Raw genomic sequence first — 12,560 nt, forward strand, 5'->3', positions numbered from 1 at the left:
GGCTACCCGGCCTGCCGGCCGATCGCCCGCTCGACGACCCGCGCGGCCCCCGGATAGCCGGCGGGCTCGGGCCCGATGAAGGTCAGCCGCAGGTACGGCGCCGCCGGCTCGGCCGGGAACCACTCGTCGCCGGCCGCGACCCACACCCCGTCGGCCATGCAGTCGCGCACCAGGCGCTCGCCGTCGACGCCGTCGGGCAGCCGCGCCCACAGGTGCAGTCCGCCCGCCGGGACGACGTCGAGGTGGAGGGACGGGGCGTAGTCGCGCACGGCGGCGACGAGGAGGTCGCGGCGCTCGCGCAGCTGGCCCCGGAGCCGGCGCAGGTGAGTGCGCCAGCCGGGGTCACTGACGACCTCGAGGGCGGCCTGCTGGAGCAGGCCGCTGACGTACATCGACTCGGCGGCGCGGTCGCCGAGGATCCGGTCACGGGCCGGGCCGCGGGCGATCACGGCCGCGACCCGGAGCGCCGGGGAGACGCTCTTCGTCAGCGACCGCAGGTAGACGACGTGACCCGCATCGTCGCGGGCGGCGAGCGGCGCGACCTCCGTGTCGATGCCGAAGTCGTGCGCCCAGTCGTCCTCGACGAGGAAGGCGCCGTGGGCGCGGACGACGTCCAGGATCTGCTCCGCGCGCTCGGCGCTCCAGCGGGCCCCGGTCGGGTTGGCGAAGCTGGGCTGGGCGTAGAAGGCGCGGGCCCCGGTCTCCCGCAGGGCCCGCTCGACCTCCGCCGGGTCGGGACCGTGGACGTCGCTGGGCACGGGGACCAGCTCGACGCCGGCCTGGCGGGCCGCCTGGATCGCCCCCCAGTAGGTCGGCGACTCGAGGAGCAGCGGCTGGCCCGGCGCCACCAGCGCCCGGAAGATCGAGGACAGCGCGCTCTGCGATCCGGGGGCCACGACCACGTCGTGCGCCGTCACCGCGCCCAGGTGGGCGGGCGTCGCGTCGGCCAGCTCGGTGGCGAACCAGGCGCGCAGCTCTGGCAGGCCCGCGGCGGGCGGGCGCGAGGTGGCAGCCGCGCCGCGCGCTGCCCGGCCGAGCGCGGCACGGACCAACCGCTCGGGCAGCAGGTCCGGCCCCGGGTAGCCCGCGTGCAGCGCCTGCGCCTCGGGCGGCGGGGTCTGCAGCGGTCCGGCGACCCGCGGCAGCTCGGCGCGCGGCGTGCGCAGCGCGCCGCTCTGCCAGCCGAAGTCCGGACCCCGGGCCGGCCGGACCGCGCGCACGAAGCTCCCGACCCCGGGGCGGCTCTCGACCAGGCCCTCGGTCACCAGCCGGCGCAGCGCCTTCTGCACGGTGACCGGGCTGGCGGCGTACTCGGTGACGAGGCGGCGGGACGCCGGCAGCTGGGCGCCCGGCGGGGCGTCCCGGATCCAGGCACGCAGCCCCGCGGCGATCCGGGTACTGCTATCGTTGCTCATGTCAGCACAGAGTAGCGCTATCGTCTCCGCTCGGCACCCGCTACCGCGTTCAGGAGCGCCGGTCGCCGGGCTGGCCTGGGGGCTGCTGGGTGTCGTGGCCTTCTCGTTCACCGTGCCGCTCACCCGGGTGGCGGTCGGCGGCCTCGATCCGCTGTTCATCGGCGCCGGCCGGGCCGTGGTCGCGGCGCTGCTGGCGGCGGGGGCCCTCACCCTCACCCGCCAGGCCCTCCCCCGCGGCCGGCAGTGGCTCCGACTCGCAGTGGTCGCCGGCGGCGTGGTCGCCGGGTTCCCGCTGCTGACGTCGTACGCCCTGACCGAGGTCCCGGCCAGCCACGGCGCCGTGGTGATCGCGATGCTGCCCGCGACGACCGCCGTGATCATCGTGCTGCGCACCGGGGAGCGGCCGGTCCGCGCGTTCTGGGTCTTCGCCGCGCTCGGGGCGGTCGCGGCGGTGGGCTTCGCGGTGCTGCAGGGCGGCGGCGCCGGGCACCTGCAGCGCGCCGACCTGCTCCTCGTGCTCGGCGTGCTCGCCTGCGCGATCGGGTACGCCGAGGGCGGCGCGATCTCCCGCGAGCTCGGCTCGTGGCAGGCGATCTCGTGGGCGCTCGTGCTCGCCGCGCCCGCGATGGCGGCACTCACCGCCGTGAGCGTCGCGCGCGAGCAGCCGTCGGCGACGGCGACGCAGTGGCTGTGCTTCGCCTATCTCGCCTGCGTGAGCATGTTCCTCGGCTTCTTCGCCTGGTACCGCGGCCTCGCGATCGGCCCGATGGCGCAGGTCAGCCAGGTCCAGCTCGCCCAGCCGGTGCTGAGCATCGCCTGGGCGGGCCTGCTGCTGGGCGAGCAGATCGGCTGGCTGACGGTGCTCGGCGGTCTCGCCGTCGTGGCCTGCGCGGCGGGCGCCAGCTCCTCCCGCCGGCGGGCGCCCGTCGTACCGGACAGAACGGCTGTGAAATCACCGATTTGACGACCGTTTTGTCCGGTACGACAGGACGACGGTGCGCCGGGGCTAGCTCTTCCCGCGCCCGTACAGCCCGCGCACGACCTTCGTGAGCTGCTTCTCCTCCTTCGCCGTGCGGCGGAAGGTGGTGAGCGCGATCGCCGGCTTGAACCGCTGGCGGGCGATCGCGTGGGGGTAGGTGAACTCGCGCAACCCGTCGGGCCCGTGGATCCGGCCGAAGCCCGAGTCGCCGACGCCGCCGAATGGCAGGGTCGGGATGCCGGCGAAGGAGATGACACCGTTGATCGCGGTCATCCCGGCGCGGAGCCGCTCCGCGATCTCCATGCCCTGGCTCTTCGAGAACACCGTCGAGCCGAGGGCGTAGCGAGTGCCGTTGGCGCGCTCGATCGCCTCGTCCATCGTCGTCACCCGAGACACGGTGACGGTCGGGCCGAAGGTCTCCTCCTGCACCGCCGCCGAGTCCTCCGGTACGTCGACCAGGACGGTCGGCTGCACGAAGCGGGCGCCCTCGGGCACCGGGCCGCCGACCAGGGCGCGGCCGCCGCGGGCCAGCGCGTCGTCGATGTGGCGCCGGATGATGTCGACCTGGGACGGCATGGTGATCGGGCCGACCTGGCCGCCGGGGCGGGCCTCGAGCTCCTTCGCCTGGGTGACCAGCTCGTCGAGGAACCGGTCGTAGACGCGGTCGTGGACATAGACCCGCTCGACGCCGGCACAGGTCTGGCCGGCGTTCGCCGCGGCGCCCCACAGGGCCGCCTCGGCGGCCTCGGCGACGTCGGCGTCCTCGGCGACGATCAGCGCGTCCTTGCCGCCGGCCTCGATGACGACGGGGGTCAGCGTCTCAGCACAGGCCGCCATCACCCGCTTGCCGGTGGCGGTGGAGCCGGTGAACGCCACCTTGTCGACACCGGCCTTGGTGAGCGCGGCCCCGGTGTCGCCGTACCCGGTGACGACCTGGAGCACCGGCCGGCCGACGGCCTCCTTGAAGGTCGCGGCGAGCCACTCGCCGACGCCGGGGGTGTACTCCGACGGCTTGAAGACGACCGTGTTGCCGGCCGCGAGGGCGTAGGCGATCGAGCCCATCGGGGTGAAGACGGGGTAGTTCCACGGGCCGATGACGCCGACGACGCCGAGCGGGCGGTACTCCACGCTCGCCGCCTGGTTGACCATCAGCAGGCCCGGGGAGACGCTGCGTCGCTTGAGCACCTTCTCGGCGTGGCTCGCGGCCCAGGCGAGGTGGTCGATCGCGAGGGCGGTCTCGAGCAGCGCGTCACCGTCGGGCTTGCCGGTCTCGCGCGCCATGAGTGCGGCGAGCTCCTCCATCCGCCGGGCGATCACCTTGCGCCAGCGGACCAGGGCCTGCTTGCGGCCGTCGAAGCCGAGCGCGCGCCACCACTCAGCCTGCTTGCGGGCGGTGGCGACCGCGGCCTCCACCGCGGCGGCGTCGTGGATCGGGTGGGTGCCGACGACCGCGCCGGTGGCGGGGTCGAGCGAGGTGAAGGTCTGGGCGGGAGCGTCCGTGGTCGTCACGAACCCGAACCTACTCGCCGGTCACCTTCAGCGGAACGGGCCGACCAGCAAAACGACCAGGACCAGACTGGCGGCGATCACCACGCCCGCGATCACGACAGCCGCGACCGGCGTACGCCGCGCGACCCACTCCGCCGCCTGGTAGGCGAGGGTGATCAGGGCGAGCACGACGGTGACGTGGAGGAGCACGGCCAGGGCGACGCCGGTGACCACCCCCGCGATGGCGAAGCGGCCCCAGGTCAGGCCGAGCAGGAGGGGGACCACGACCGCGCCGGCCAGACCGCCGGCGAGCTCCGTCGCGAAGGACCGCTCCCCCATCCACGGCACGTCGTCGATGACGTCGAACAGGTCGAGCGTGGCGAGCACGCCGAGCACCGCGACGACCACGACGGTCGCCAGTGCGGCCAGCCGGTAGCGCAGGTGCCGGGCCGGGGACCACGAGGCGGAGCCGTGCCAGATCGTCGACAGGGTCACCGCCGACCAGACCAGCCAGCTGCGCACCGGCCCCGTGTCGGTGTCGCGCATGGCCGCCCGGAACACCCGGTCCGCGGCCACCCGGTCGAGCACGTGTCCCTCGACCGAGAGGTAGGTCGGCGGCTCGCTGCGGTCGTGGACCAGTCCGTCGTGCAGCAGCGCCGGCGGGAGATGACGGCCGGTGCGCGGCACCAGCCAGGTGAAGATCGTCGGGACCGAGGTCAGGTCCGTCTCGAAGGAGCCGAGGTCGGCGGGGACCAGCAGGTCGCCGTACTCGCGGTCGCGGTAGGCGATCCGGTGCAGCATCCGGAAGCTCTCGGTACGCCGGTGGACGTCGCCGGACTCGACCCGCTCCAGGACGATCCGCGGCGGGTCGGCCGAGCCCTCGTCGTGGAAGCGCTCCGGCTCGGGCCGGACGGACGTCCAGGGGCTCATCGGCACTTCCCCCTGCCCAGCAGGGCGAGGCCGTTGAGGTCGCCCTGCCCGAAGTCGAGCTGGCCCACGTTGTCGGCGAACATCAGCTCGGCTGTGGAGTCGACGTGGTCGAGGCCGACCAGATGGCCGAGCTCGTGCAGGAGGATCGCGCGCTGTTGGTCCTCGCCGTCGCGGTCCTCCGCGATCCGGTCGAAGGCGTCGGCGTCGAGGGTGACGCCACCGGTCACGAACCAGAGCCAGGCGTCGCCGTCGTACGACCGGGCGGTCGCGCCGCCCACACCGGCGACGGCGCCCTCGAGCTCCTCGACCTCGTCGTCGGTGGCCCAGGCGATCAGGACCGGGTCGGGCCGGGCGGTGAGCAGGCCCCGGCCGCCGTGGTCGGGCCGCCGGTCCGTGCGGCCCTCGTAGGCGAAGCGCAGGCCGGTGATCGCCGCGACCTCGGCGACCCCGTCCTGGACGAAGGCGACCGTCTCCTCGGCGTCGTCGGGGGCCTGGTCCGGGTTGATCTGGTAGCGGATCTCGCGGCAGGGGTCCCAGGTGACCGGCTCGTCAGCCTGGCCGGGCTGGTGCTCGAGGAACGCATGCACGCCGCCCGGCGCGACATCCGCCGGCGTGCCCAGCGGGTCCTTGCCCAGGCCGATGATCCGCCGCAGGGCCGCCATCTCGCTGCCGGGCCCGATCGCGACGACCCCGACGAAGAGCACAGCGCTCAGCACCAGCACCAGTGCCGACCGCCAGCGCTCCATCAGCCGATGCCGTCGGGCTCGGTGACCGGCCGCTCGCAGACGAAGCCCCGGCACACGTACGCCGCCGGCAGGCCGTCGACCGGCGTCCGACCGGCCATCAGCGGGATGCCGTCGGTCGCGAGGTCAGCGGGGTCGGCGGCGACCACCACCGCGCCGGGGAGCGCGAGGGCGCGGGCGACCAGCGCGTCGCGCCGGTCACCGGGCGGGCCGACGACGGCGACCTCCAGCGGCCCGTCGAGCATGGTCACCGCCGCCGCCAGCGACCAGCCGGCGAACCGTGGGGCCTTGTCGGCGAGCACGCTGACGGTCGCGAGCGCGGTCTCGGCGGCGTCGCGGTAGCGGCCCACCCCGGTCAGCGCGTGCGCGTCGACCAGGGCATGGACCAGGCTGCTGAGCCCGCTGGGCGACGCGTTGTCGCCGGGGTCGCGCGGGCGCGCGACGAGCACCTCCGCGTCGGCGCTGGTGTCGTAGAACCCCCCGTCCGGGGCGGCGAAACCGGCGAGCGCGGTGTCGAGCAGCCCGGTCGCCAGGGCCAGCCAGCGCGGGTCGGCGGTGGCCTGGGCGAGGGCCAGGAAGCCGGTGGCCACGCAGCCGTAGTCCTCCAGCACGCCGGCGTGGGCTCCGGCGATGCCGTCCCGCGAGACCCGCAGCAGGCGGCCTTCCCGCAGGTGCAGCCGGGCGAGCAGCTCCCCCGCCCGGGTCGCCGCCGCCAGGTAGTCGGGCCGGCCGAGCCGCCGTCCCGCGTCGACGAGTCCGCTGATCGCCAGCCCGTTCCACGCGGCGACCACCTTGTCGTCACGCGCCGGACGCGGACGCTGCTCCCGGGCGGCGAGCAGGCGGCGTCGTACCTCGGCCAGGCGGGTGCGGTCCGCCTCGTCGGCCGGGTAGTGGCGCAGCTGCAGCGTCGACATGCCGTCCTCGAAGGTGCCGCCCTCGGTGACATTGAAGAGCTCGGCCGCCCAGGCCCCGTCGGCCGGCCCCAGCACGGCCTCGAGCTGGTCGGGCGTCCAGGCGTAGAACAGCCCCTCCTCCGCGTGCCCGCCCGGCTCGGCCGGGCTGTCGGCGTCGAGCGCCGAGGCGAACCCGCCCTGCTCCGTCAGCAGCTCGCGGAGCAGGAAGTCGGCCGTCTCGGTGGCGATCCGGTCGCCCAGCTCGCTGCCGAGGCGGGCGTAGAGCCCGAGCAGCTGGGCGTTGTCGTAGAGCATCTTCTCGAAGTGCGGCACCACCCAGGCGCGGTCGACGGCGTACCGCGCGAACCCGCCGCCCACCTGGTCGTACATCCCGCTCCCGGCCATCGCCGCCACCGTGCGCGCCAGCATGTGCCGCGCCTGCTGCGCCGCCTCGCCGCGGTAGCGCCGCAGGAACTCCAGCACCATCGTCGGCGGGAACTTCGGCGCACCCCCGAACCCGCCCGCCATCGCGTCGAACTCCTGCGCCAGCGTCGCCACCGCCCCGTCGATCCGCTCCCCCGTCAGCGCGTACGACGGCAGGCTCGCCTCCTGACGCAGGTGCTCGGCCACATTCGCAGCGGTCTTCCGTACGTCGTCGCCCCGGTCGGTCCACGCCCCGCTCAGCGCCCGCAGCACCTGCGTGAACGACGGCGACCCGTGCCGCGGCTGATCCGGCAGGTAGGTCCCCGCGAAGAACGGCGCCCCCTCGTGGTCCATCACCACCGTCATCGGCCACCCGCCCTGCCCGGTCATCGCCGTCGTGGCCTGCATGTAGACCGCGTCGACGTCCGGGCGCTCCTCCCGGTCGACCTTGATGCTGACGTAGTGCTCGTTAACGTAGTCCGCCGTCGCCTGGTCCTCGAAGGACTCGTGGGCCATGACATGGCACCAGTGGCAGGCGGCATATCCCACTGACAGGAGGATGGGGACGTTCCGCCTGCGTGCCTCGGCGAAGGCCCCCGGTCCCCACTCCCACCAGTCGACGGGGTTGTCTTTGTGCTGGAGGAGGTACGGCGACGTCGCGGCACCGAGACGGTTCATGCGTCCATCATCCCTCGCGCCGTCCGCCTGGCTCTTCGAACGGTCCCGCGATGCAAGCTCACCCCCGAGAGTGATGCGAACTCGGCCCGTACTGGCTCCCGGCGACAGGGGCCAGCGGGCCGCACCTGCTCCACTTTGGAAGCCGTCCTGCGCCGAGCCGCCTCCGAGGAGGAGGCGCGCAAGATCCTCGCCCCGGCCGAGGCAGCGCTCGACAGAGAGACAGAGACTCCGGTCGGCGCGGCCACCCGCGCATCGCGCACCATCTGCATTCTCGACGAGGAAAACCTCAAGGACTCGATCGAGCGCGGCAAGCAGCCTCCGAGCATTGAGCAGCGGATCTCTCGGCTGAACGCGCACATCCTCCCAACCATCGGCGCCGTGCCGGCGACGAAGTGGCGCGTCGAGCGCAGTCGCAAGGTAATGATGGAGAAAGGCAGCAAGACGCTCCTCCCCCAGCGCGGCCGTGAGGACCTCCGCAGGCAACTCACCGCGATGCGCAAGCTCGCCTGGCGACTGGGCCGGCTCGACCGCAGCAGGTCGGGATCACCGGCCTCCTCCCTCAGCCCAAGCGACCGCGGCGAGCCGTATGACGTCTCGCCGTCAAGCGCGCGAAGTGTTCAGCCAACAGCGGTCTGTCGCGCTGTCGTAGACAACGACGTGCACGAACTCGGCAGCGTCGGACGGGTCGTCCATCCCGGCCGCTCGAAAGAACTTCTCGCGAACTTCGCTCTCTGTCAGAGCCGCGGAGCCACCGCTGAACCAGTAGATGATGAGCTCTGGTTGATACTCGAACTCTTCGTCGCCCGTCGAACGCTCTTGTCCGAGCGAATCGGCAATGTGCCGCCACCACCACCGATCCGAATCGCCGAGAGAGCACCCAAAGATGATGTAGAGCTCCGTGTCGGCGAAGAGGTGCTTGTAGCGGCGCTCGTTCTGTGCCCAGAACGGCTTCGCGAGCCGCAAACCACTGTCTTGATTGCCGGCTGCCCGCGCCGGTTCGTCGATCCCGAACAGGAGTGATCGCGGAATGCTCTGGTGACCGTGTGGGTGGACAACGTCAGTCATGACGTAGGAGGAGAACGTGTCTCCCGGTCGCACGCTGGCGCTCGCAACGTCGGAGGGGTTCCCTCTGAAGACGAAGTTGCGATCGACCGTCTTGTACGGAAGCGGATCGAACTGCTTCTGGTCGAGGTAGACGAAGTCATCAAGGAGCGATGTGTAGTTGAAATTGACGAACAGGAAGTTGTAGACGTCGAAGTTCTGCACACGCTCGGGAAATCGCGTTCGGCGATAGATCTCAGGCTTGAGGTCACCGAGGAAGCCGCGCAAGGACGCCATCGCCAACCCTCGGTCCATTGAATCCGACCCCAGATCCGCGAGGAGGTCGCTCGGAACGGCGAGGCTCAGGAACTCCGAGAACTCGCCTTGCATATGGCGAAGCGCATCGGAGAGTTCCGTCGCACGCCAACGATCCCGCTCCAACAGATCAGCAACGACGCCTTCGACGTCGCTCCAGTCCTCTCTACCTTCTTCGCGGAGTTTCTCCATCTCCCGAAGGATGGGATTCTCCTCATCGAACGACCGAAGCTTCAGGAAGTGGTAGAAGCTGACGTACCTCGTGTCAACGGCTGAGCCGTAGTCGGACATGACTTGAATGTCGAACCCGTTGCCGACAAAGGCCATGATGTTGTGCTGGTTACCTGCGCTTGTGAAGCCCGAACTTCGATAGTCACGATGGCCCATCGCCTAACTCCGACGACCGACCATTGGCGGAGCTTCAAAGTCGGGGCGGCAAACAGCAACGTGGTCAGACAAGGGATTTCCTCCACAACGCGAAGACACGATCGATCTCGACTGGATCTACGAAGGTTTCGAAGGCGAGCTTCGCCCGCTCGACGCTGATGGGGTCGCGCAGCACAGCGGTCGTCCACTCGACGCTCTGACGAACGTCGGCGCCAACCTCCGCGTGATCGACGAACTCTTCGATCACCCGGGCGGTCTCCGTCGGGTCAGTCACGGCCATGAGCCGCCAGAGGTCGCCGACGTCCTTGTCCCGAACCGGTCCCTTGCGCGGCTCCCGGAGCCGTTCGCCGATCTTCGAGCCCTTGGCCAGGATGAGCGCCGGGATCTCCGCGACATGGAGGTCAGCCGTCAGTCGCGGGTCGGCGAAGTCGGTAATCCTCACGAGCGATCGCTTGAACGCCGCGAGTTCGAGTCCGAATGCGTTGCCGACGGCGAGCTTGCCGTGTGCGGGCTGCAGAGCCGGGACTCCGCGCTTGGTGCGGCTGGCGGTGCCGGACAACCCGTGCGGCGCCAACAGGTCGATCTTCTCGCGGAACGATCGCGTGCCGTCGGCCTCGTCGTAGGCCGTCCGGCCCCACAGTCCGGGACGTGCTGTCGTGCGGTGCTCGTAGCCAGCGTCGGTCAGGAGAGCTTCGATGCTCGGCAGGTCGCCGACCAGGCCGGGCGTTACGCCGAGGTCGCCGTCTCCAGTCGGCATTCGCGGCAGGTCGAGGTCCATTGTCCGCAGCAAGACGGCGTGTGCACCGACCAACGTCAGCGACTCGGCGTGAACCTGGAGAACCTCGACAACGTTGATGATCGCGCGGCGACTCCACTCGATCTGGGTACGCGGCTCCTCGAATTCCGTCACGCCACCCGCCTCCCCAAGAGGATGTCGGCCTGCTCGACCATGCGGTCGATGCCACCGTAGGCGTCGATGATGACCTGGTCGCGAACGACGACCGCGATGCCGGCGATGTCGACACGACCGACTTCGCTCACGCCGTCGAACGGGATCAGCGTCACCCGCATGCCGAACGAACCGGGCTCCTTGCGCGCGAAGCCGGCGACTTCGGCGGCACGAGCGACGTCCTCGACGTAGAGAACCGGCCAGGCCTCCCCCGCGCTGGACCGGTATCGGTTGGCTCCGGCGTCACCGGTGAGGGCGTAGTCGATCTCTGCTGCGCGAAGCGACTCAGCGACCTCATCCGCAGACGGCCCCGCGGTGAAGTCCACCGCTCCACGGCGCCGCGTCAGTCGCGCGGCGCGACCGGCACGGAACAGCAGGTCCGCTTCCTTCCCGGCGGTGACCCGACCATCGGCATCGAGAAGTCCGATGCGAGCCCAGCGCTGGCGCCACAACTCGACGCCCGGGGTCGACGACACGTCGAGCCCCGGGTCGAGCGCAAGACGTGCGGTCGCGATCGCGTTCACATCCGCGAGACCGGTGAAGCCGATCGGCTCCCCCAAGACCGTCAGGATCTCCTGCGCCAGATCGAACGACGGACTCACAGCACCGGACTCGATCCGCGTGACCGTTGTCGGGGCAACGTCGACCAGCGCCGCGAGCTGACGAGCACTGAGCCCGTTCACGCGGCGCAGCGTCGAGATGCGCTCAGCCAGGTCCACGCCCACCAGTCTACGACACTGTTGCAAATACGCAACACGCCAAGACCCGCCCGAAGCTAACACGTCTTCCAGACGAGTCAGGTCCTTCAACACATCGAGATCGGCTGCCACTGGGCCACAGAGATGGGGCCGAAGTGATGCACGAGAGTGATGCACGAAGGCTCGGAAGCGGTGTCCAACGGCGGCATTCACCGATCCGACGCGAATCGTGACTAGGCCGCTGACCTGCGGTTTCGCAGACTTCCGTCGAGAGCCGTCGACCGCTCAACCTCGTGACACCAGTGGCAGGCGGCGTACCCGACGCTCAGCATGATGGGCACGTTGCGCCTGCGTGCCTCGGCGAAGGCCGCCGGTCCCCACTCCCACCAGTCGACGGGGTTGTCCTTGTGCTGGAGGAAGTACGGCGACGTCGCGGCACCGAGACGGTTCATGCGTCCATCATCCCCCGCGCCGTCTGCGTGGCTCTCCGAGCGCCGCAAGGTCGACCTGGAGGTCGCGGTCGGGCGGGCGGGAAGCGGGCCGGTCAGCCCGACATTCGGGGGCGTCGGATCTGGGCGAGGGTCCGCAGCGGGTTCCGCAGCGCTCGGTACCGCCAAGCGAGTCTGATCGAGTCGATCGGGTGTCGGTAGAGCCACCGGTGGTTGCTGATGGACCGAGCCATCACCTCCCGCCCCAGCTCGGCGTGGGCGTCGTCGTACTGCCGATCGGACAGTGCCCGCAGCCGGTCGCGGACGACCTCGACGGGTTGGCCGCGCCCTGAGCGGAAGAGGTCCGTCCACTCCTCCTGGTTCCGCTCCTGTTCGGCCGCAGCGTCGTGCCGATGCGCCTGCTGAGCCCGGAGATCGTCTCGGATCTGTGCCGGCCAGCGGTCGACGTACTCCTGCGCCCAGGGCTCGTGCCAGGTCTCGTTCTCGAGGAACGCGATCGCGACGCAGTTCGGCGCGTACGTCGATGACCCTTCCTCGACCGCGGGCAGCAGCGCAGTGACGATCCGCAGACCGACCTCCTCGTTGCCCGCCCGGTACGCCTCTGCGACCAGCTCGGAGGCGGCCGCACAGACCTGGAAGGGATCCGCAGCACCCCACCGGCGCTCCGAGCCGGCGATCGCTGCTCCGAGCTCAGGGACCTGTCGCAGGTGCTCGAGGAAACGGTCGCCGTTCGTCGGCTCAGCAGCCGGTCGAGGGAGCTTGTGCTGGTCGCCGTTCCAGTACGTCGGCCGCCAGTAGTAGAGCGCCTCCAGATTCACCGGCCACTGGTCGCCGGCCAGAGCAGGCTCGCTCCAATCCAGGTCCGGATCGAACGGCCGCCAGCCATCGTCGATCGGCTCGTCACGCCGCGCCCGCCGGACGTTCCGCGCGAAGTCGCCGTCCATCGCACCCCGCTTCGCGTAGACCCGCTGTGCCTCCATCAGGCTGATGCCGTTGGCGCCGTCCGAACTCATCGGAAATCGAAGCTGCCCACCATCGTCCTCCCAGAAGCACACCGGGCAGAGCTCGTAGTCGCCAGGACCGCTGTCGAGCAGCACGGACACGGAAAGCGACTCACGAACTCATCATCACCGATGCACGACCCAGCCGCGCGCGACTTTCCGTCGGCTGAC

The 12,560-nt window shown here is 71.1% G+C and carries 10 protein-coding genes and 1 pseudogene; 1 reads left to right on the plus strand and 10 read right to left on the minus strand.

The features are described 5' to 3' along the window. Positions 1–2 precede the first annotated feature (2 nt). Positions 3–1,415 carry a PLP-dependent aminotransferase family protein gene (locus RB608_RS24020; RefSeq protein WP_308090604.1) on the minus strand — a complete coding sequence of 471 codons (1,413 nt, stop codon included), beginning with the start codon at positions 1,413–1,415 and terminating at the stop codon, positions 3–5. Between RB608_RS24020 and RB608_RS24025 the strand changes: the two genes are divergently transcribed. Further along, positions 1,414–2,379, plus strand: a complete 966-nt coding sequence (locus RB608_RS24025; RefSeq protein WP_308090605.1) for a DMT family transporter — start codon at positions 1,414–1,416, stop codon at positions 2,377–2,379. The two genes, RB608_RS24020 and RB608_RS24025, sit on opposite strands and share 2 nt — an antisense overlap. Positions 2,380–2,421: 42 nt before the next feature. Here RB608_RS24025 and RB608_RS24030 read toward each other — a convergent pair whose 3' ends face one another. The 9 genes and pseudogenes from RB608_RS24030 to RB608_RS24070 all read right to left on the minus strand — a co-directional run bounded on the left by RB608_RS24030 (position 2,422) and on the right by RB608_RS24070 (position 12,491). Continuing rightward, on the minus strand, positions 2,422–3,903 hold the full coding sequence (locus RB608_RS24030) for an aldehyde dehydrogenase family protein (protein WP_308090606.1): 1,482 nt from the start codon (positions 3,901–3,903) through the stop codon (positions 2,422–2,424). 27 nt (positions 3,904–3,930) lie between these two features. Beyond that, on the minus strand, positions 3,931–4,812 hold the full coding sequence (locus RB608_RS24035; protein ID WP_308090607.1) for a DUF1353 domain-containing protein: 882 nt from the start codon (positions 4,810–4,812) through the stop codon (positions 3,931–3,933). Further along, entirely contained in the window at positions 4,809–5,558 is a 750-nt protein-coding gene (locus RB608_RS24040; RefSeq protein ID WP_308090608.1) for a hypothetical protein, read from the minus strand. Before RB608_RS24040 ends, RB608_RS24035 begins: the two co-directional genes overlap by 4 nt. After that, complete coding sequence (locus RB608_RS24045; protein WP_308090609.1) at positions 5,558–7,549, minus strand: thioredoxin domain-containing protein; 1,992 nt, start codon at positions 7,547–7,549, stop codon at positions 5,558–5,560. Before RB608_RS24045 ends, RB608_RS24040 begins: the two co-directional genes overlap by 1 nt. A 600-nt stretch (positions 7,550–8,149) precedes the next feature. Continuing rightward, positions 8,150–9,292 (minus strand): AbiH family protein, encoded by a 1,143-nt coding sequence (locus RB608_RS24050; RefSeq protein WP_308090610.1) that lies wholly within the window; start codon positions 9,290–9,292, stop codon positions 8,150–8,152. Positions 9,293–9,356: 64 nt separating this feature from the next. Beyond that, positions 9,357–10,202: a hypothetical protein gene (locus tag RB608_RS24055; protein ID WP_308090611.1), complete on the minus strand. Its 846-nt coding sequence runs from the start codon at positions 10,200–10,202 to the stop codon at positions 9,357–9,359. After that, entirely contained in the window at positions 10,199–10,960 is a 762-nt protein-coding gene (locus RB608_RS24060) for a helix-turn-helix transcriptional regulator (RefSeq protein ID WP_308090612.1), read from the minus strand. The genes RB608_RS24055 and RB608_RS24060 overlap by 4 nt, the downstream gene beginning before the upstream one ends. Positions 10,961–11,205: 245 nt before the next feature. Further along, a pseudogene (locus RB608_RS24065) lies at positions 11,206–11,391 on the minus strand (DUF255 domain-containing protein); the annotation flags it as partial. A 92-nt stretch (positions 11,392–11,483) separates the two neighbouring features. Next, positions 11,484–12,491, minus strand: a complete 1,008-nt coding sequence (locus tag RB608_RS24070; protein WP_308090615.1) for a CPCC family cysteine-rich protein — start codon at positions 12,489–12,491, stop codon at positions 11,484–11,486. Positions 12,492–12,560 lie beyond the last annotated feature (69 nt).

Source organism: Nocardioides sp. LHD-245, from assembly GCF_030929495.1.
In the GTDB taxonomy this organism is placed as follows: Bacteria; Actinomycetota; Actinomycetes; order Propionibacteriales; family Nocardioidaceae; genus Nocardioides.